General features: G+C 66.8%; 16 protein-coding genes. 11 read left to right on the forward strand and 5 right to left on the reverse strand.

Translation table 11 applies throughout. The features are described 5' to 3' along the window. The 5 genes from trpE to trpC all read left to right on the forward strand — a co-directional run bounded on the left by trpE (position 1) and on the right by trpC (position 5,052). Positions 1-1,518, forward strand: a complete 1,518-nt coding sequence (gene trpE / locus ACT17R_RS00775) for an anthranilate synthase component I (RefSeq protein WP_444808801.1) — start codon at positions 1-3, stop codon at positions 1,516-1,518. 36 nt (positions 1,519-1,554) lie between these two features. Next, entirely contained in the window at positions 1,555-2,616 is a 1,062-nt protein-coding gene (locus ACT17R_RS00780) for an alpha/beta fold hydrolase (RefSeq protein ID WP_444808802.1), read from the forward strand. A gap of 68 nt (positions 2,617-2,684) precedes the next feature. Beyond that, entirely contained in the window at positions 2,685-3,275 is a 591-nt protein-coding gene (locus ACT17R_RS00785) for an anthranilate synthase component II (protein ID WP_003043867.1), read from the forward strand. Next, complete coding sequence (gene trpD, locus ACT17R_RS00790; RefSeq protein ID WP_062902642.1) at positions 3,272-4,270, forward strand: anthranilate phosphoribosyltransferase; 999 nt, start codon at positions 3,272-3,274, stop codon at positions 4,268-4,270. The genes ACT17R_RS00785 and trpD overlap by 4 nt, the downstream gene beginning before the upstream one ends. Beyond that, positions 4,267-5,052, forward strand: a complete 786-nt coding sequence (gene trpC, locus ACT17R_RS00795) for an indole-3-glycerol phosphate synthase TrpC (protein WP_263588918.1) — start codon at positions 4,267-4,269, stop codon at positions 5,050-5,052. The genes trpD and trpC overlap by 4 nt, the downstream gene beginning before the upstream one ends. Here the strand turns inward: trpC and ACT17R_RS00800 are convergent. The 3 genes from ACT17R_RS00800 to ACT17R_RS00810 are packed head-to-tail and all read right to left on the reverse strand — an operon-like array spanning position 5,049 to position 8,609. Next, on the reverse strand, positions 5,049-6,425 hold the full coding sequence (locus tag ACT17R_RS00800) for a sensor histidine kinase (protein ID WP_062902644.1): 1,377 nt from the start codon (positions 6,423-6,425) through the stop codon (positions 5,049-5,051). The two genes, trpC and ACT17R_RS00800, sit on opposite strands and share 4 nt — an antisense overlap. Then, positions 6,422-7,336: a hypothetical protein gene (locus ACT17R_RS00805; RefSeq protein ID WP_186402218.1), complete on the reverse strand. Its 915-nt coding sequence runs from the start codon at positions 7,334-7,336 to the stop codon at positions 6,422-6,424. Before ACT17R_RS00805 ends, ACT17R_RS00800 begins: the two co-directional genes overlap by 4 nt. 58 nt (positions 7,337-7,394) lie before the next feature. Next, positions 7,395-8,609: a hypothetical protein gene (locus ACT17R_RS00810; protein WP_186402219.1), complete on the reverse strand. Its 1,215-nt coding sequence runs from the start codon at positions 8,607-8,609 to the stop codon at positions 7,395-7,397. 232 nt (positions 8,610-8,841) lie between these two features. On the opposite strand from ACT17R_RS00810, the gene gyrA reads away from it, so the two are divergent. Both gyrA and ACT17R_RS00820 read left to right on the forward strand, forming a co-directional pair. Beyond that, positions 8,842-11,607 carry a DNA gyrase subunit A gene (gene gyrA, locus ACT17R_RS00815; RefSeq protein WP_260833965.1) on the forward strand — a complete coding sequence of 922 codons (2,766 nt, stop codon included), beginning with the start codon at positions 8,842-8,844 and terminating at the stop codon, positions 11,605-11,607. After that, positions 11,604-11,912, forward strand: coding sequence for a DUF952 domain-containing protein (locus ACT17R_RS00820; RefSeq protein ID WP_058811416.1), 309 nt, complete (start codon positions 11,604-11,606; stop codon positions 11,910-11,912). Before gyrA ends, ACT17R_RS00820 begins: the two co-directional genes overlap by 4 nt. Before the next feature lie 21 nt (positions 11,913-11,933). Here ACT17R_RS00820 and ACT17R_RS00825 read toward each other — a convergent pair whose 3' ends face one another. Continuing rightward, the gene (locus ACT17R_RS00825) at positions 11,934-12,725 is read right to left on the reverse strand and encodes an SDR family oxidoreductase (protein ID WP_062902648.1); all 792 of its coding nucleotides are present in this window, start codon (positions 12,723-12,725) and stop codon (positions 11,934-11,936) included. A 118-nt stretch (positions 12,726-12,843) separates the two neighbouring features. Between ACT17R_RS00825 and ACT17R_RS00830 the strand changes: the two genes are divergently transcribed. From ACT17R_RS00830 to ACT17R_RS00845, 4 genes are all read left to right on the forward strand, one after another. Further along, complete coding sequence (locus tag ACT17R_RS00830; RefSeq protein ID WP_186402220.1) at positions 12,844-13,710, forward strand: alpha/beta fold hydrolase; 867 nt, start codon at positions 12,844-12,846, stop codon at positions 13,708-13,710. Positions 13,711-13,755: 45 nt separating this feature from the next. Then, complete coding sequence (locus ACT17R_RS00835; RefSeq protein WP_260833966.1) at positions 13,756-14,484, forward strand: energy transducer TonB; 729 nt, start codon at positions 13,756-13,758, stop codon at positions 14,482-14,484. Positions 14,485-14,633: 149 nt separating this feature from the next. Next, on the forward strand, positions 14,634-16,991 hold the full coding sequence (locus tag ACT17R_RS00840) for a TonB-dependent receptor (protein ID WP_444808803.1): 2,358 nt from the start codon (positions 14,634-14,636) through the stop codon (positions 16,989-16,991). A 56-nt stretch (positions 16,992-17,047) separates the two neighbouring features. After that, positions 17,048-17,731 (forward strand): Fe2+-dependent dioxygenase, encoded by a 684-nt coding sequence (locus ACT17R_RS00845; RefSeq protein WP_444808804.1) that lies wholly within the window; start codon positions 17,048-17,050, stop codon positions 17,729-17,731. 13 nt (positions 17,732-17,744) lie between these two features. Here ACT17R_RS00845 and ACT17R_RS00850 read toward each other — a convergent pair whose 3' ends face one another. After that, positions 17,745-18,692 carry an FAD:protein FMN transferase gene (locus tag ACT17R_RS00850; RefSeq protein ID WP_444808805.1) on the reverse strand — a complete coding sequence of 316 codons (948 nt, stop codon included), beginning with the start codon at positions 18,690-18,692 and terminating at the stop codon, positions 17,745-17,747. Between the last annotated feature and the right edge of the window lie 10 nt (positions 18,693-18,702).

The raw sequence follows: 18,702 nt of genomic DNA on the forward strand, positions 1-18,702 counted from the left end.
GTGGCGCTGGAAGGCAGGGCCGCCGCGCTCGAAGCGCTGGCCGCAGGGCGCGGCGCCGTCGTCTGGCAACGGATGATTGCCGACGTCGAAACCCCGGTTTCGGCGGCGCTCAAACTTATCGAGCCCGGCCGCGGCGACTGGGTGCTCGAATCGGTTGAAAGCGGCGAGACGCGCGGACGCTACAGCCTGATCGGCCTCGACCCCGACCTGCTTTTCGAAGTCACCGGCGACGCGGCGCGGATAAACCGCGAATGGCGCCATGACCGCGAGGCCTTTCGCCCGGTCGAGGCGGGGGCGCTGCAAGCACTACGCGATCTGGTCGCCGAATGTCGCTTCGACGTTCCCGAAGCGCTGCCGAAGGCGCTCGCAACGCTCGTCGGCTTCTTCGCCTATGAAACGATCGGCCTCGTCGAGCGCATCCCGCGCGCCGCGGGGGCGGGGCTCGACCTGCCCGACATGGTGTTCGTGCGCCCGACGACGATCCTCGTCTTCGACCGCTTGGCCGACGAGCTGTTCCTGATCGCGCCGATCTGGCCCGATCCCGACGCGCCGATCGACCGGATGATCGACGGCGCGCAAGACCGGCTCGACACCATTGCGGCCCGCCTGTCGAGCGCGAACGCGCACAGCGCGAAGGCAGAAACGGCACTGACCCCCGACATGGTCGCGGCGCAGCCGGCAACGACGCCCGAGCGCTTCGCCGAAATGGTCGCGGCGGCGAAGGAATATATCGCGGCGGGCGACATTTTTCAGGTGGTGCTGTCGCAGCGTTTCTCGACACCTTTCGACCTGCCTCCCTTCGATCTCTACCGGGCGTTGCGGCGCATCAACCCCTCGCCCTTCCTCTATTTCCTCGACCTGCCGGGCTTTGCGCTGATTGGTTCATCGCCCGAGATATTGGTGCGCGTGCGCGATGGCGAGATCACCATTCGCCCTATCGCGGGCACGCGACCGCGCGGCCGGACCAGCGCCGAGGATGCCGAAAATCGCGAAAGCCTGCTCGCCGACCCCAAGGAGCGCGCCGAGCATCTGATGCTGCTCGATCTTGGCCGCAACGATGTCGGCCGCGCCGCGGTCGGCGGCAGCGTGACGGTCACCGACAGCTATACCGTCGAATTCTACAGCCATGTGATGCACATCGTGTCGAACGTCATCGGCCGCATCGCGCCCGACAAGGATGCGATCGACGCGCTGTTCGCGGGCTTTCCGGCGGGAACCGTCAGCGGCGCGCCCAAGGTGCGCGCGTGCCAGATCATCGCCGAACTCGAGGCCGAAGCGCGCGGGCCCTATGCCGGCGGCGTCGGCTATTTTGCGCCCGACGGCAATATGGACAGCTGCATCGTGCTGCGTACCGCGATCGTGCAGGACGGGACGATGTACGCGCAGGCTGGCGCGGGCATCGTCGCCGACAGCGATCCCGCCTATGAACAGCGCGAATGCGAGGCCAAGGCGGGCGCGCTGTTCGCCGCCGCGCGCGAGGCGGTGAAGCTGGCCGGCACGCCGGCTTACGGACAATAGCTTGACCGGCGGGTGCGGTGCGTTAGCGTCGCGCTCATGCTGAAACGCCTCCTCCCGCTCGCCCTGCTGCTCGCCGCTTTTCCCGCTCAGGCCCAGATGGTCGAGGGCGCGACCGACGGCGATGCAATACTGAAGGATTTCACCTTCCGTTCGGGCGAAAAACTACCCGAACTCAAGATGCATTATACGACGCTCGGCAAGCCGCAGCGCGACGCGACCGGCGCAATCGTCAATGCGGTGATGATCCTCCACGGCACCGGCGGCACGGGAAATCAATTTCTCCAGCCCCAATTTGCGGGCGAATTATTCGGTCCCGGCCAACCGCTCGACACCGCAAAATATTACATCATCCTGCCCGACAATATCGGTCATGGCGGATCGTCGAAGCCGAGCGACGGGATGCGCATGGCTTTTCCCAGATATGACTATGACGACATGGTGGCGGCGCAGCACCGGCTGCTCACCGAAAAGCTGGGAATCGGCGAGCTCCAGCTCATCCTCGGCACCTCGATGGGGTGCATGCACGCCTTTGTCTGGGGCGAAAGCTGGCCGGGCTTTGCAAAACGGCTCGCGCCCTTCGCTTGCCTGCCCGTCGAAATAGCGGGCGAAAACCGGATGTGGCGGACGCTGATCATCGATGCGATCAAGGCCGACCCGGAGTGGAACGGAGGCAATTACGCGCAGCAGCCTGCCGCGGGTCTGCGGACCGCCGCCTCGATCGGCCTGATTGCGGGATCGAACCCATATGCGCTGCAGGCGCAATATCCGACCCGCGCCGCCGCCGAAGCCTATAAGGATGCCGCCTTTGCGCGCAGCTATGGCCGCAACGATGCCAATGACGTTATTTATCAGTTCGATGCCTCGCGAACCTATAATCCCTGTGCGGGGATCGAGAAGATCGACGTGCCCCTTTTGTGGGTCAATTCGGCCGACGATTTCATCAATCCGCCGGGCTATGGCATCGCCGAAAAGGCGGCCGCGCGCATGCCCAGGGCCCGCTATGTCCTGATCCCCGCGTCACCCGAAACCAAGGGGCACGGCACGCATAGCTGGGCGAAATTCTGGAAGGATGATCTCGCGAAGCTGATGGCCGAATAAAGCCCGCTTTGGGGCCGCCGAAGCTTCTATCCCTTCCCCCCGCTACGCAAAAGCATTAGGGCCGCGCCATGATCCTGGTCATCGACAATTACGACAGCTTCACCTTCAACCTCGTTCATTATCTGATCGAGCTCGGCGCCGAGGTGCGCGTGGTGCGCAACGACGATCTGACCGCCGCCGAGGCGCTGGCGACCGGGGCCGAAGCGATGCTGATCTCGCCGGGGCCGTGCACGCCGAACGAAGCCGGGATCAGTCTCGACCTCGTTGCCGCCTGCGCCGCCGCGCGGCGACCGCTGCTCGGCGTCTGCCTGGGGCATCAGGCGATCGGCCAGCATTTCGGCGCGACCGTCCAGCGCGGGCATCTGATGCACGGCAAGACCTCGCCGGTCTGCCACGATGGCACGGGACTGTTCGCCGGCCTGCCCTCGCCCTTCACCGCGACCCGCTATCACAGCCTCGAGGTCGTCGACATTCCCGACTGCCTCGCGATCAATGCGACGAGCGACGATGGGGCGGTGATGGGGTTCCGGCACGTCGACCTGCCGATCCACAGCGTGCAATTCCACCCCGAAAGCATCGCGACCGAGCATGGTCATGCGATGCTCGCCAACTTTCTCACGATCGCCGGGCTGCCGGTTCGCGCCCGCCAGGCGGCATGAGCCGCTTCGGTCCCTTTCCCGACCCGACGGGACAGCTCGCGCCCGATGAGGCGGCGCGCGCGTTTGCGACGATGCTCGATGGCGGCGGCAGCGACGAGGAGGTCGCGGCCTTTCTGGTTGCGCTGTCCGAGCGCGGCGAGACGACGGTCGAAATCGTGGCCGCCGCGCAGGCGATGCGCGACCGGCTGATCCCGATCGCCGCGCCCGAGGGCGCCATCGACGTCTGCGGCACCGGCGGCGACGGCCACCACACGCTCAACGTCTCCACCGCCGTATCGCTGGTCGTTGCAGCATGCGAAGTACCCGTTGCAAAGCACGGAAATCGCGCGGCTTCGTCAAAGGCAGGTGCCGCCGACACGCTCGAGGCGCTCGGCCTCGACATGGCGCGCGCGGGCCGGATGGCCGAGGCCCAGCTCGCCGACCTTGGCATCTGCTTTCTGTTCGCGGCGAACCACCATCCCGCGATGGCGCGCATCCAGCCGATCCGCAAAGCGATCGGCCGCCGCACCATCTTCAACCTGATGGGGCCGCTCGCCAATCCGGCGCGCGTCACGCGCCAGCTCGTCGGCATCGCGCGTCCCGCCTATGTCCCTGTCTATGCCGGCGCGCTGCACCAGCTTGGCACCGATCATTCGCGGGTCGTCTCGGGCGACGAGGGGCTCGACGAACTGTCGCTCGCGGGCGGCAACGAGGTGGCGGTGGTCACACGCGCCGGGGTGCAGATGCAGCGCAGCAGCGCCGCCGACGCCGGACTGCCGACGCATCCGATTGCGGCGATCCGTGGCGGTGACGCAAGCTATAATGCCAAGGCGCTGCGCGCGCTGCTCCAGGGGGAACCCGGCGCCTATCGCGATGCCGTTCTCTACAATGCCGCCGAAGCGCTCATGGTCGCGGGCGCGGTCAACACGCTGGCGGACGGGGTCGAGGAGGCCGCCGAAGCCATCGAAAAGGGGCTCGCCAACGCGCTGCTCAACTGCTGGATCGCGTATAAATGAACAAGCTCACCCAGATCCTCGAAACCAAGGCCGGCGAAGTCGCCGCGCGCCGTGCGCAGCGCACGCTCGCCGATCTCGATGCCGTCGATGCCGGGCCTGTGCGCGGCTTTGCCGCCGCGCTGCGCCGCAAGATCGACGCGGGCGGCTACGGCCTGATTGCCGAAGTCAAGAAAGCATCGCCGTCCAAAGGGCTGATCCGCGAAGATTTTTCTCCCGCCGACCATGCCCGCGCCTATGCCGCCGGCGGCGCGGGCTGCCTGTCGGTGCTGACCGACGCCCCCTATTTTCAGGGGCATGAGGATTATCTGATCGCCGCGCGCGCGGCCTGCCCGCTACCCGTGCTGCGCAAGGATTTCATGATCGATCCGTGGCAGGTCGCCGAAGCGCGCGCGATCGGCGCCGATGCAATCCTGATCATCGTCGCGGCGCTGGATGACGGCGCGATGCGCGAGATCGAGGCGGCGGCGGTCGAACGCGGCATGGACGTGCTCGTTGAAGTGCATGACGAGGCCGAACTCGACCGCGCGTTGACGCAGCTCAGGTCGCGGCTCATCGGCGTCAACAATCGCGACTTGCGCAGCTTCGAAACCGATCTTGGCGTCACCGAACGGCTGGCGAAACTTGTTCCCGCCGGAACCCTGCTCGTCGGCGAAAGCGGCATCGCGAGCCACGCCGATTGCGCACGGCTTGCGCAGAGCGGCGTTCGCGCCTTTCTGGTCGGGGAAAGCCTGATGCGCCACGCCGATGTCGAAGCGGCGACGAGGGCGCTGCTGCTCGGCTAAGCTTCGCGCGCGGGCAGGCTCAAGGTGAAGCGGGCGCCCTGGCCGGGGGCGCTGTCGACGGTGAGGTCGCCGCCCATCGCGCGCGCCAGGCGGCGCGCAATATAGAGGCCAAGCCCCGATCCGCCGCTGTCGGTGCGGCCAAGCCGTTCGAATTTTTCGAACACCACCGCCTGCTGGTCGGTGGCAATCCCCTGCCCCTGATCGGCGACCGTCACCATGGCGCGGTCGCCTTCGCGGTCGACGCGAATCCAGATTTGCGACTGTTCTGGCGAATAGCGGATCGCATTGCCGAGCAGATTGAGCAGCACCTGAAGCACGCGGCGGAACTCGCCATAGGCGGGCATCCGGTCGTCGGTACGCGGCGCGTCGATACGGATACCCTTTTCCTCGGCTTTCATGCCGAGCAGGCCGACTGCGCGGCGCGCCAGATCGCCCAGGTCGATTTCATCGCGCGCCGCCTTGAACCCCGGGCGTTCGATATTCTGCAAGTCGGCAAGATCGTCGACGAGACCGAGCAAATGCCGGCCCGCATGCGCGATATCGCCGGCATAACGGGCATAGTCGGCGCGGATCGGGCCGTCGAACTGGCCATGGATCGTCTCCGCAGTCGCGATGATGCGGCTGAGCGGACCGCGCAGCGCGCCGTCGATCCGCCGCCCGAATTGCGGATCCGACAGCGGCAGCGAGCCGAAGGCGGGATCGATGGTGCCGGACGTCGGCGCAGCGCCCGCCGTTTCGGTATCGCGTGTCGCCATGCCGCGAAAACCGGTAAAGCCCCCCGCTGCGTCGAAGAGCGCCTCGCCCGCCACGGTCATCGTCAGCGGCGCGCCGCCGATCTCTACGCGAACGCGCTGGCCTTCGAAGCTTGCCTGCCGCGCGAGCGCGCGCAGCACCGCAAAGCGCCCGTCGGCATCGGGTTGAAGCTCGAACAATTCGGACAGCGACCGCCCCTCCCAACCGGCGGGGATCGACGGAGCCTCCGCCCCGGCGCGCAGCGCCACGACGCGCAGATGCTGGTCGCATTCCCACGCCCATCCGTGCGGAACAATTCCCACGTCGGCGACCGGCGGCGTCTGCGGCATCACGACCGGGCGTGTGCGCCAGTCGCTGATCTCGATCGCCGCGCCATCGGCATCGGGGGCAATGCGCACCAGCGCATGAATGTCGCTATGATCGTCGGCGGCATAGAGCGGCCGGCTGATGTCGCGCTGGAGCCGCTGCGCCAGCGCGACGAGCCGCGCGAGCTGCGGCAGCGCCAGCGGACGGCCAAGCCCCGCCCCGGCGCGCTGTTGCAGCCGCAGCAGCGACGGATCGGCGCTGACGAGCGCCCCGCTGGCGTCGACGCGGCCGCGAATGATGCGTTCGCCGCTCATACCGCGGTCCCTGAACCGGCATCATCGCCGGCCAGCGCCCGCGCCGGCAGCATCGCGAGCGACGCCTCGAGCGGCGCCAGCGCAGCCGAATCGAGCCGCAACGGTGAAAGAAGGACCGGCAGTGCGGCCGCCTCGGCAGTGATCAGCGCCAGTGCCATGTCGGCATAGCGCCGTTTGCCCGCCGCCGCGGCCAGCGCAACAAGCGTCGGCCAGTCGTTTCGCGCGATGGCTCCCGCCGCCACTGCGGACAAATCTCCATTCGCGATCAGTAGGGCGTGATAAGCCTTTGCTTCGGCGTCGATTCCTATGGCACTCTGCTGTGCCTCGCCGGTCGTCCTTACCGCGTCGCCGAGCGCCGCCGCGCGATCGCCGTCGCCTTCGTCCCGCGCCAGCCACCACGCCGCAATATCGAGCAGCAGCGCGCGGAGCAGGTCGGGATCGAGATCGGCGACCGCGATCGCCGGGTTTCCGAGCGCGTCAAAGCGGCGCCCGTCCGCAATCCGCAGCGCAAGAAAGGCCCGATCGGTATCGCTGAGCTCGCTTTCGTCCGCAGCCGGCGCAGCCTCAGCGGTTTCGGCTGCGCCCGGCGACACCGTCGGCGCGCGCTGCGCCGATTGCTGCCGCCAGCGATGTTCTTCGGCGCGCGCGAAACAGGCCGGGGCCAGTCGCTCGGCCGAGGGAATTCCGCCCGCAAGCCAGTCGTCCCACAGCGCCGCGCCATCGATCCCGACATCGAGTTCAGCCGCCAGCGTCGTGACGAGCCGCCGGGCAATTCCCAGCGACAGCGCGCGCTGTTCCTCGGTCAGATGCCCCGCGGTCGGCGCCGCCAGATAGGCTGCCAGTTCGCGCAGCCGCGCCGACAGCGTCGGCGACGGCAGATCGAGACCGGTCGAGGGGAAGGATTCAGCCATGCACGCTCGCGGATAGCAGCATGTCGTTAATAGGCATTAAACCTTGAAGGCCTTTGTTCTACTTGGCCTCCGGTCGCCGCGCGAGGCGCATCCAGAGCAAAATCTGGAACAGCGCCAACAGCGGAAGGATCGCGAACATCAGCGGCGCCGCGCCGAAAACCAGCGCGGGGGCGAGCATGATCCATGCCTGATCGGCGTCGGGAAGCAGCCAGTGAAAGCGCCGCTTTTCGCCCGCATCCTCATAGAGCAGGCGCGCGAGCAGGATCGTCGCGGCAAGGCATGGTGCAAGCGCCGCTTCCGAAAAGCGCGGCATCGCGTGCCCCGCCCCGCCGAGCGAGAGCAGCCAGGGAAAGGCCGCCAGCAACAGCCACGCAAAACTGCGGATGGTCGCGCGTACCCGGTCGTGCGCCGCGCTCTGGGCGCGAAAGGAGGCAAGAAAGCGCATCGCGGCGAGGCAGAGGCCGCCGAACACCGCGACGAGCGCCCCCGCCGCCGCCAGCCCGCTCGCGGCGAGCAGCGCAACGCCGATCCAGAGCAGCGCGGTGACATAGGGCAGATAGCGCGCAGTTTTCGGCGATCGCACGAGCAGCGGCCCCGCAAGCCGGATCAACGGCATCATGACCGCCGAGCGGCCGAGCCCCATGCCGCCATAATCGACCTGTTGCAGGCTCGATTGCTCGATCAGCGCTGCCGTCGGCCGGTCGGTGACGATCGCGATGTCGCCCTGTTCGAACAGCGCGGGTTCGCAATAGAGGCGGCGCGCGCCGGTCTGCACCGCCATGCGCAGCAGCGTCAGCATTACGTCCCACTCGCCGGGCATCTCGGCGAGATCGCGCACCATCGCATCCGAAATACAGGCAAGCCCGCCCCAGCGCCGGGTCGCGTCGATGCGTTCGAACCCCTGCGTCAGCAGCGTATCGGCGGTGACGAGGATCGCCGGCGAACCGGGCTTGGCGATCGCGGCATAATGGGCGCTGCCCGCGCGCAAACCGTCGGCGACGAGGATGATGCGATCGTCGCCCTCGACCAGCGCCATCAGGTCGCTCGCCTCGCGCACCGGCGTCACCTTCATCCCGCGGCGGCGGATCCGGTCGCACGTTGCCAGCAGGTCGGCCGGCACCGCCGCGACGGCCACGGCGATATGCGTGACCCCGACGTCGGCAAGCCGCGCCGCCTGCCGCTCGATCAGTGTCTCGCCCGCAATCGCGACGAGCGCGCGCAGGCCGCCGTCGGGCAGCATTTCGCTGGCGCCGACCAGCGCGATCAAGGCCATCGGCGCCCCCCATTTGCAGCACAGCTCATCGCCGCCGACCTTTAGGCGCGAAGGATCGATTGGCAAGCGATCATCTGCGCAAGCACCGCCATGACGTCATCCTTCCCGCCCCGCGCAAAAACGTTGCCGAGCCACGAAAAAATCACGCTGAAAGGCACCGAATCGCTGGCAAAGACACCGGTCATGGGCTAGGCCCGAAGCATCTCCCGATAGCGCAACAGAAGGCCGGGCTTTGACCGAAGAAAATACGCATTTGCCGCCGTCCGACGACGGCATTTCGCCGATCAACATCGTCGACGAAATGAAGACGTCTTACCTCGATTACGCGATGAGCGTAATCGTCAGCCGCGCGCTGCCCGACGTGCGCGACGGGTTGAAGCCGGTGCATCGCCGCATCCTCTACGCGGCGCAGGAAGGCGGCTTCATTCCCGGCCGCCCCTACAAGAAATCGGCGAAAATCGTTGGCGACGTCATGGGTAACTACCACCCGCACGGCGACAGCGCGATCTACGACGCTCTCGCCCGCATGACGCAGGACTGGTCGCTCCGCGTGCCGCTGATCGACGGCCAGGGCAATTTCGGCTCGATGGACCCCGATCCGCCGGCGTCGATGCGCTATACCGAAGCGCGCCTTGCCAAGACCGCGATGGTGCTGCTGAACGACCTCGACAAGGATACCGTCGACTTCCAGCCCAACTACGACGCGAGCCGCGAAGAGCCGACGGTGCTCCCGGCGCGTTTCCCGAACCTTCTCGTCAACGGCGCGGGCGGCATCGCGGTCGGCATGGCGACCAACATCCCGCCGCACAATCTTGGCGAAGTCGTCGATGCGACGCTCGCGATGATCGACCGCCAGCTCGAGGGCGGTCCGGACATCACCCTCGAAGAACTGATGGCGATCGTCCCTGGCCCCGATTTCCCAACCGGCGCGATGATGCTCGGCCAGGGCGGCGCGCGCAACGCCTATGCCACCGGCCGCGGCTCGATCATGATGCGTGCGACGCATATCATCGAGGAAGGCAGGAACGACCGCCAATCGATAGTTCTGACGTCCATTCCTTTTCAGGTCGGCAAGTCGGGACTCGTCGAGAAGATCGCCGAGGCGGCGCGCGACAAGCGCATCGAGGGCGTCGCCGACATCCGCGACGAATCGAACCGCGAGGGCGTTCGCGTCGTTATCGAGCTGAAGCGCGACGCCACCGCCGAGGTCGTCCTGAACCAGCTCTGGCGCCACACCCCGGCGCAGTCGAGCTTCCCCGCGAACATGCTCGCGATCCGTGGCGGCCGCCCTGAAATGATGGGGCTGAAGGATATTCTTTCGGCCTTCATCGCCTTCCGCGAAGAGGTCATCACCCGCCGCTGCAAATTCGAACTCGCCAAGGCGCGCGACCGGGCGCACATCTTGCTCGGCCTTGTCGTCGCGGTCAGCAATCTCGACGAGGTTGTGCGCATCATCCGCGGCTCGAACTCGCCCGCAGCGGCCCGCGAAGCGCTGCTCGCGCGCGAATGGCCGATCGGCGAAATCGCGCCCTATATCCGCCTCGTCGAAGCGATCGAGGGCGAGATGGAGGACACCGCGACCTATCGTCTTTCCGAAATTCAGGTGAAGGCGATCCTTGACCTCCGCCTGCATCGTCTGACCGCGCTCGGTCGAGACGAAATCGGCAAGGAACTCGGCGAGTTGGCGACCGAGATTGAGGAACTGCTTTCGATCCTCGCCGACCGCGTCAAACTCTATGGCGTGATGCGGGAAGAGCTGGTCGCGGTGCGCGACGAATTCGCCACCCCGCGCAAGACGCTCGTCGCCCCCGCCGCCGATGGCATCGACGACGAGGATCTGATCGAGCGCGAGGAGATGGTCGTTACCGTCACCCTCGACGGCTATATCAAGCGCACCCCGCTCGACACCTTCCGCGCCCAGCGTCGCGGCGGCAAGGGCCGCGCCGGCATGGCGACGAAGGACGAGGATGTCGTCACCGAATTGTTCGTCACCTCGACGCACACGCCGGTGCTGTTCTTCTCCACCGCGGGCAAGGTCTATCGCATGAAGGTATGGCGCCTGCCCGAAGGCGGGCCGGCCACGCGCGGCCGACCTATGATCAACCTGCTCCCGCTGGCGCAGGGCGAGACGATCTCGACCGTCCTCCCATTGCCCGAGGACGAGGGTGAATGGGGCAAGCTCCACGTCATGTTCGCGACCGCGAAGGGGAGCGTGCGTCGCAACAGCATGGACGCTTTCACCAACGTTCCGTCGAACGGCAAAATCGCGATGAAGTTCGAAGGCGAGGACGAAGACGACCGCTTGATCGGCGTCGCGCTGCTGGACGAAAGCGACGATGTGCTGCTCGCGACGCGGCAAGGCAAGGCGATCCGCTTCGCCGGTGACGATGTGCGCGAATTCCAGAGCCGTAATTCGACCGGCGTGCGCGGTATGCGTCTGGCGGACGGCGACGAGGTGATCTCGCTCTCGATCCTCCACCGCGTCGGCACCAGCAGCGAGGAGCGCGAAGCCTATCTGCGCGCCGCCCCGTGGAAAGACAATGAAAACGCGCCGACGCTGCCGGTCGACCGGATGGACGAGCTCGCCGCACGCGAACAGTTCATCCTGACGATCTGCGCCAACGGCTATGGCAAGCTGTCCTCCGCCTATGAATATCGCCGCACCGGTCGCGGCGGCCAGGGGATCACCAATATCGACAATATCGGCCGCAACGGCCCCGTCGTGGCGAGCTTCCCGGCAACGCAGGCGCATCAGCTGATGCTCGTGACCGATCAGGCGAAGCTCATTCGCATGGGGCTCGACAGCCTGCGCGTCATCGGCCGCGGATCGGCGGGCGTGCGGCTGTTCGACGTTGCCAAGGACGAACATGTCGTATCGGCGGCGCTGATCGAGGATAGCGAGGACGAAGCACTCGATGCGGCCGACGCCCCGGCGGAGGCAACGGAAGCGGTCGCCGGCGGGACCACCGACGCGGGACCGGACGGCGCCGGCGAATGACCGCCGGCACCGCCTTCAAGGTGCTGACCGCCGACCAGTGGATGGATTTCGAGCGCGAAGGCCTGTTCCACGGCGCCCCCGTGGACCATGCCGACGGCTATATCCACATGTCGACCGCCGAGCAGCTTGCCGAAACGCTCGCCAAACATTTTGCCGGGCAGCAGGGGCTGGTGATCGCCGAGGTCGACCTCGCGCAGCTCGGCAAGGCGGTGCGCTGGGAAGAGTCGCGCGGCGGCCAGCTTTTCCCACACCTGTACGGCACGTTGCCGATGACGGCGGTCATCCGGGTCGAGAGCCGCGACTGACGGCAGCGCTCGCGGCGAGCCTCAGGCCATGCCGCGCGCCAGGTCGAGCCGCGATGCGTCGCCCACCTGGCTACCGCCATCGCAGTCGAGGATCGTTCCGGTGATATAGCTCGCGGCGGGCGAGCAGAGGAAAACCGCCGATTCGGCGACCTCCGAAACCTTGCCCCAGCGCTTCATCGCGATGCGGGCATAATGCGCCTCGCGCGTCGCGTCGTCGGGCGCGAGCCGTTTCATGCCCTCGGTGTCGGCGATCGGTCCCGGCGAGATGCCGTTGACGCGCACATCGGGGCCCCATTCGAGCGCCAGCACCCGCACGAGCTGGTTGATCCCCGCCTTCGCCGCACAGGCATGCGCCTGCAGCGCCGAGGCATTGACCGCCTGCCCTGCGGTGATCGCGATCAGCGAGGCACCCGGCTTGTTGAGCAGATCGTGGCAGCCGCGAAACACGTTGAAGGTGCCATTGAGATCGATATCGACCACGGTGCGAAAGGCGTTGGCCGACATGCCGAGCACCGGCGCGAGGAAATTGCCCGCGGCGCCCGATATGACGATGTCCATCGGGCCGAACTTGTCCGCGACCGTCTCCATCACCCCGCGAATCGCGCCATAATCGCGCACATCGCCCGACAGCCCGATCGCGTCATGGCCGATTTCGTCGGCGGCGCGGCGCGCCTTGTCGGGATCGCGCCCCGCGACGGCAACGCGCGCGCCCAATTCGGCAAAACGCTTGGCAATGCCAAGGTTGATGCCGCTCGTGCCGCCCGCGACGAAAGCGGTCTTGCCGGCGAGCAGATTGTCGCGAAAACTGGTCATGGCCTCACTCTTCCCTTCGCTGTTTCAGCGCCTTCGCCCCGCGCCGCCGCCCCATGCGGGGTTGACGGATCGGATTCGGTCGCCTTTTGAAACGCAACCAGACAGCAAGGATGATCAGATGGCAAGTGGCCCCACGTCGCACTCCTACATCTCGCAGCGGTTGAAGCTGCACTATGTCGATTGGGGCAATGCCGACGCGCCGCCCTTGCTTCTCGTGCATGGCGGGCGCGATCATTGCCGCAACTGGGACTGGGTCGCCGAAAAGCTGCGCGATCGCTATCATGTCATCGCGCCCGACCTGCGCGGCCATGGCGACAGCGCCTGGTCGCCCGACGGCAATTACGACATGGACGCCTTCGTCTATGACCTGGCGCAGCTCATCCACCAGCTCGATTTGTCGCCGGTGACGATCGTGTCGCATTCGATGGGCGGCAATGTCGCATTGCGCTACACCGGGCTCTATCCGGACACCGTATCCAAGCTCGTCGCGATCGAGGGGCTTGGCCCCTCGCCCAAGCTGATCGCCGAACGCCTCGCAACCCCGGTCGCCGACCGGTTCCGCAAATGGATCGACGACAAACGACAGGCGGCGGGCCGTTCGCCGCGCCGTTATCCGACGCTCGACGATGCGCTGGCGCGGATGATGGGCGAAAATGCCTATCTGACCCCCGAACAGGCGCGTCACCTGACCATCCACGGCGTCAGCCGCAACGAGGATGGGACGTGGAGCTGGAAGTTCGACAATTATCTCAACATCTGGTCGGTTTTCGATCTGTCGCACGACGAAATCGCGTCGCTGTGGGCGGAAATCACATGCCCGACGCTACTGCTCTATGGCGCCAACAGCTGGGCGTCGAACCCGGCGAAGGACGGTCGGATCGCACATTTCAAGTCCGCGCAGGTCATCGAGTTCGAGAACGCCGGCCACTGGCTGCACCACGACCAGTTCGAGCGGTTCATGTCCACGCTAGACGATTTCCTTTAATATTGGCCCCGAAGCCGCGCGATGGGCGCGCGCCGGGATCGGGCGATGGCATATAGCGGACAGCTTCCGGCGCGGCAGCGCGCCCTGGCAGGCGGCGGCGCGGCCCTGGCCGCGCTGCTGGTCGGCTCGGCGCTCGTCAGCAGCCTCGACATTGCGGTAATCCGCAAGGCCGGCGAGGCGATCAGCGCCATCGCGCTCCCCGCACCGAAACCTCCGCCGACACCCGCGACCCCCGCTCCGGCGAAAAGCGACGCGGCGAGCGGCAAGGCGTCGGCGGCGAACCGCTTTGCCAAGGCCGCGGCGGTCGCAGCGCCCAAGCCCCGGATCGTCCCGCCCGAGCCGCCTCCGGTCGCGGCGGCACCGCAGCCCGGCAGCGGCAGCGATCCATCGGCGGGCGCGACCCCAACCCCGGGCCCCGGATCGGGCGCTGGCGGACGCGGCGACGGCACCGGGTCCGGCGGTGCAGGCAGCGGAACCGGCGGCGGCACGCGCGCCGTGTGGCGCAGCGGAACGATCGAAGATAATGACTATCCCCGTGAGGCGCGCCGCGCGCATATCGGCGGGGTCGTCGAAGTACGCTTCACCATCGAGGCCAGCGGCCGCGTCAGCGGATGCCGGGTCAGCCGATCGAGCGGCGATGCCTCGCTCGATTCGACCACGTGCCGGCTGATCGAGGCGCGCTTTCGCTTCCGGCCCGCGACCAATGCGCGCGGCGAACCCGTCGCCAGCCCTTATGGCTGGCGGCAGAGCTGGTGGCTCGAGCCACGGCGCTAGTCACCGCCCCGCAGGCGTAGCCACACCCCGATCACTACCACCACCTGCGACAAAGTCGCGACATTATCGCGAACGATTCGCATTATTGTTGACTCTGCGAACGACTCTCAATAGCGGACTCCCAACAACAACCATAAGGGGGTAACACCGTGAAGCCTGTTTCTTTCCTCGCTCTCTCCTGCGTCGGCAGCCTCGTCAGCGCGCCCGCGCTTGCCGCGACCGCCGACGATGCGCAGGATGCGCCCGGCTATCGGGAAAATATCATCGTCACCGGCACCAATGGCGTCGCGGTGGAAACGCCCAAATCGACCGCGCCGATCGTCGACACGCCGCAGACGGTGACCGTGGTGTCGGAGGAACAGATCAGGCAGCAGAATCTGCTCACGCTGCGCGACGCGCTTTCGACGATTCCGGGCATCACCTTCGGCGCGGGCGAAGGCGGCGGCGGCTATGGCGATTCGATCAACCTGCGCGGCTATTCGGCGAGCAACGACATCACCGTCGACGGCGTGCGCGACAGCGCACAATACAGCCGGACCGACCCGTTCAACCTCCAGCAGATCGAAGTCTACAACGGCGCCAACTCGGTCTTCAACGGATCGGGCAGCGTCGGCGGGACGATCAATCTCGTCAGCAAGATTCCCTTCGCGCGCGATGCGACGACGGTGCAGGCCGCGGTAGGCACCGACAATTATTATCGGGCGGCGGTCGACAGCAACTGGCGGCTCAGCGAGCTGATCGCGGTGCGCCTCAACGCCATGTATCATGAAAATGACGTGCCCGGCCGCGACGTCGAATCCTATCAGCGCTGGGGCGTGGCGCCATCGATCACCATCGGCGTCGACAGCGACACCAGCCTGACCCTCGCCTATATTCACCAGGATGACGACAACACGCCGATCTATGGCGTCCCCTATTTCCTGAGCGGCGTGAACGATGGCCCGCTGCCGGGGGTCGATGACAGCTCCTATTTCGGCATCGTCAATCTGGACGAACAGAAGACCAAGGTCGACCGCTTCACCGCAACCTTCCGCCACGCGTTCAGCGATGCCGTGTCGATCCGTAACCTCACGCGTTGGCAGCGCGTCCACCAAGATAGCCAGACGAGCGCGCCGCAGGGTGTCTTCTGCCTGGCCAGCGGCCTGCAGCCGATCGGTGCGGCGCCCGATGCGACCGTCGGCGTCCCCTGCCCCAGCGGCCAGGATATGCCGGGCAATTATTACCCCGCCGGACCGCGCGGACTGGTCCGCGATCAGCTAAACGAACTGCTCTACAACCAGACCGACCTCACCATCGTCAGCGGTACCAAGGGCGGCATCCACAACACGCTGGTCATCGGCGGCTCGCTGAGCCAGGAGGATTATTCGATCGAGGTTGCGCAATTGCTGCGCAACGCGGGCGGCGCCACGCCCAATCCCGTGCAGGGACCGATCAGCTTGTCGAACCCCGACACCTATTGGTCGGGCCCGGTCAATTATGTCCGCACCGGCAACAGCTATGGCGATACGCGCGGCTGGGCGATTTACGCCTTCGACACGCTCGAGCTGTCGCCGATGTTCGAACTGAACGCCGGGCTGCGCTATGAAAATTCGCGCGCCAAATTCCGCGCGGACACCATAACGACGCCCGCAACCGGCGCGGTCTACACCCGCGGCGCCGACCAGATAAGCGACGAAAATCTCTTTTCCTATCGCGTCGGCGCGGTGCTCCACCCGGTCGAAAATGTCAGCCTCTATGCTGCCTATGGCAACAGCAAGACGCCGTCGTCGGCGACGGTCCGGCTCGGCTGCGGCACCAATTGCGATGTCGCGCCCGAAAGCGGCCGCACTTACGAGATCGGGGCGAAGGCCGAGCTCATGGACAAGAAGCTGCTGCTCACCGCCGCTCTGTTCCGTAACGAACGCAGCAATTACCGCGTGCCGTCGAACGACGCCTCACTGCCCAGCTCGCTGCAGGTGCTCGACGGCAAGTCGCGCGTCGACGGCTTCGCGCTCGGCCTGACCGGCGCGATCACGCCCAACTGGTCGATCTTCGCCAATTACACCTATCTCGACGGAACGGTGCGGCAGAGCGTGTCGGACTATTGCATCGCCAACCCCGGCGGCGGCACCTGCACCAACAGCGCCGCGCTGCCCGATCCGCAGGCGGGCGACCGGCTGATCCAGACCCCGAAACATTCGGGCAGCCTGTTCACCACCTACACGCTGCCGTTCGGGCTGCAGATTGGCTATGGCCTGACCTATCAGGGCAGCTTTGCGACCAGCCAGCGCAACATGGCGCAGCGCTCGCAATATTTCGTCGACGATTATCTGATCCACCGCGCGTTCGTGTCCTATGAATTCGGCAACGGCCTGGTGGCGCAGCTCAATGTGTCGAACCTGACCAACGAGGATTATTACACCGGCGTGCGCAACAATGTGAACAGCACCACCGGCATCGTCACCGGCGGCTGGGCGACGCCCGGCGAGGAACGCTCGGCGGTCCTCAGCCTCTTCTACAAATTCTGATTGCAACCCCGGGCGCGGCGATTGCCGCGCCCGGGCTTTTCGGCTTAGTAACGCGCATGATCCGCATCATTCCCGACCTCATCGATGCCGAGGGCGTCAAGGCGCTCCGCACCATCCTCGACCGCGCCGACTGGATCGACGGCAACGAGACGTCGGGACCGCAGGCGGCACTGGCCAAGCGCAACCAGCAGCTTCCCGAATTCGGCGACGCGGCGGTCGAGGCGGGCCGGATGGTGATCGACGCGCTCGGCCGCTCGCCGCTGTTCATGGCGGCGGCGCTGCCGCTCAAAATCTATCCGCCTTTCTTCAACCGCTATTCGGGCGGCGAGGCGTTCGGCGATCATATCGACAATGCCGTGCGGATGCGCCGCGGCACCGATTTCCGGATTCGCAGCGACCTGTCGGCGACGCTGTTTCTGACCGACCCAGACAGCTATGAAGGCGGAGGCCTGGTCATCGACGGCATGGCCGATGCGCCCGGCGTCAAGCTCCCCGCCGGCCACCTCATCCTCTATCCGTCGAGCACCGTTCACCGCGTCGAACCGGTCACGGGCGGCGTCCGTGTCGCCAGTTTCATGTGGATTCAGTCGATGATCCGCGATCAGGCGCAGCGCAACCTGCTGTTCGACCTCGACCTAGGGGTTCAGGGCGCCGCCGCGGCAATGGGTCAGGGCGATCCGACCGTCGTCCGTCTGACCGGCGTCTATCACAATCTGCTGCGCCAATGGGCCGACGCCTGAAGGCCTGGCGTTCCTAATCCAGCATCGCGCGCCACTCACGCGAGACATATTCGCGGCCGTCCGCGATTATCTGCATCGCAAGACCCTGCGCATCGGCAAGCGCCATGCCCTGCTCAGGACCAACGACGGTGAGCGCGGTCGCCCAGCCGTCGGCGATCATGCAGCTGCGATGCACCACCGTCACCGATGCCACGCCGTTGACGAGCGGGCGCCCGCTGCGCGGATCGAAGCTGTGCGAATAATGGCGGCAGCCGTCGGTAAAGCCGCGCCGGTAATTGCCCGAGGTCGCGACCGACAGGTCGTGCAGCGCGAGCCGCCAGGGCGCGAGCGACTGGCCGGGCGGCGGCTCGACATCGACCCACCAGGGCTGTGCGTCGGGCTGCAGCCCCTCGCCGCGCAATTCGCCCCCGACTTCGATCAGGAAATGGCGCACCCCGCTCGCGAGCAGCTGCTCGGCAGCAAGATCGGCGCCGAATCCCTTGGCGATCCCCGACAGGTCGAGCGCCGCCCCCGTCCCGCGCCGGACGCGCGCCGCCGCGGCATCGAAGGCAATGTCAGGCGGTGCATCGGGCGGTGCGATCTCGGGCACCGCAGCGACCGGCCCCGCCGCACCGAAGCCCCAGCGTTCGGTCAGCAGCCCCAGCGCCGGATTGAACGCGCCGCCGCTCGCTTCGGCGATCGCGGTCGCCGCAGCCATCACGCGCGCAAATTCGGGCGGGATCGCGTGCCATTCCCCCGCGGGCGCGCGGTTCAGGCGCGACAGGTCCGATTCCGCTTCCCACTGGCTCATCTGCCGCACGACGCGATCGAGCGCGCGCCGGACGCTTTCGCCCGCCGAAGCCGGTGCGTCGACCGCCTGCAACGACCAGCTCGTGCCCATTGTCCGTCCCGAAAAGCTCCGGACCGGCACCCCCGGACGGCGCGCCGCAAAGGCGGCGGGCGTCAGCGCCCGGGGGATCAATATCCGGTCG

Origin of the sequence: Sphingopyxis sp. Q841 (assembly GCF_052384365.1) — a bacterium.
Classification (GTDB): domain Bacteria; phylum Pseudomonadota; class Alphaproteobacteria; order Sphingomonadales; family Sphingomonadaceae; genus Sphingopyxis; species Sphingopyxis terrae_A.

Excerpts from the sequence above, each read along its gene's own strand:
- ACT17R_RS00780 (WP_444808802.1), top strand. The coding sequence starts at position 1,555 with ATGCTGAAACGCCTCCTCCCGCTCGCCCTGCTGCTCGCCGCTTTTCCC.
- ACT17R_RS00785 (WP_003043867.1), top strand. The coding sequence starts at position 2,685 with ATGATCCTGGTCATCGACAATTACGACAGCTTCACCTTCAACCTCGTT.
- trpD (WP_062902642.1), top strand. The coding sequence starts at position 3,272 with ATGAGCCGCTTCGGTCCCTTTCCCGACCCGACGGGACAGCTCGCGCCC.
- trpC (WP_263588918.1), top strand. The coding sequence starts at position 4,267 with ATGAACAAGCTCACCCAGATCCTCGAAACCAAGGCCGGCGAAGTCGCC.
- ACT17R_RS00800 (WP_062902644.1), bottom strand. The coding sequence starts at position 6,425 with ATGAGCGGCGAACGCATCATTCGCGGCCGCGTCGACGCCAGCGGGGCG.
- ACT17R_RS00805 (WP_186402218.1), bottom strand. The coding sequence starts at position 7,336 with ATGGCTGAATCCTTCCCCTCGACCGGTCTCGATCTGCCGTCGCCGACG.
- ACT17R_RS00810 (WP_186402219.1), bottom strand. The coding sequence starts at position 8,609 with ATGGCCTTGATCGCGCTGGTCGGCGCCAGCGAAATGCTGCCCGACGGC.
- ACT17R_RS00820 (WP_058811416.1), top strand. The coding sequence starts at position 11,604 with ATGACCGCCGGCACCGCCTTCAAGGTGCTGACCGCCGACCAGTGGATG.
- ACT17R_RS00825 (WP_062902648.1), bottom strand. The coding sequence starts at position 12,725 with ATGACCAGTTTTCGCGACAATCTGCTCGCCGGCAAGACCGCTTTCGTC.
- ACT17R_RS00830 (WP_186402220.1), top strand. The coding sequence starts at position 12,844 with ATGGCAAGTGGCCCCACGTCGCACTCCTACATCTCGCAGCGGTTGAAG.
- ACT17R_RS00835 (WP_260833966.1), top strand. The coding sequence starts at position 13,756 with ATGGCATATAGCGGACAGCTTCCGGCGCGGCAGCGCGCCCTGGCAGGC.
- ACT17R_RS00845 (WP_444808804.1), top strand. The coding sequence starts at position 17,048 with ATGATCCGCATCATTCCCGACCTCATCGATGCCGAGGGCGTCAAGGCG.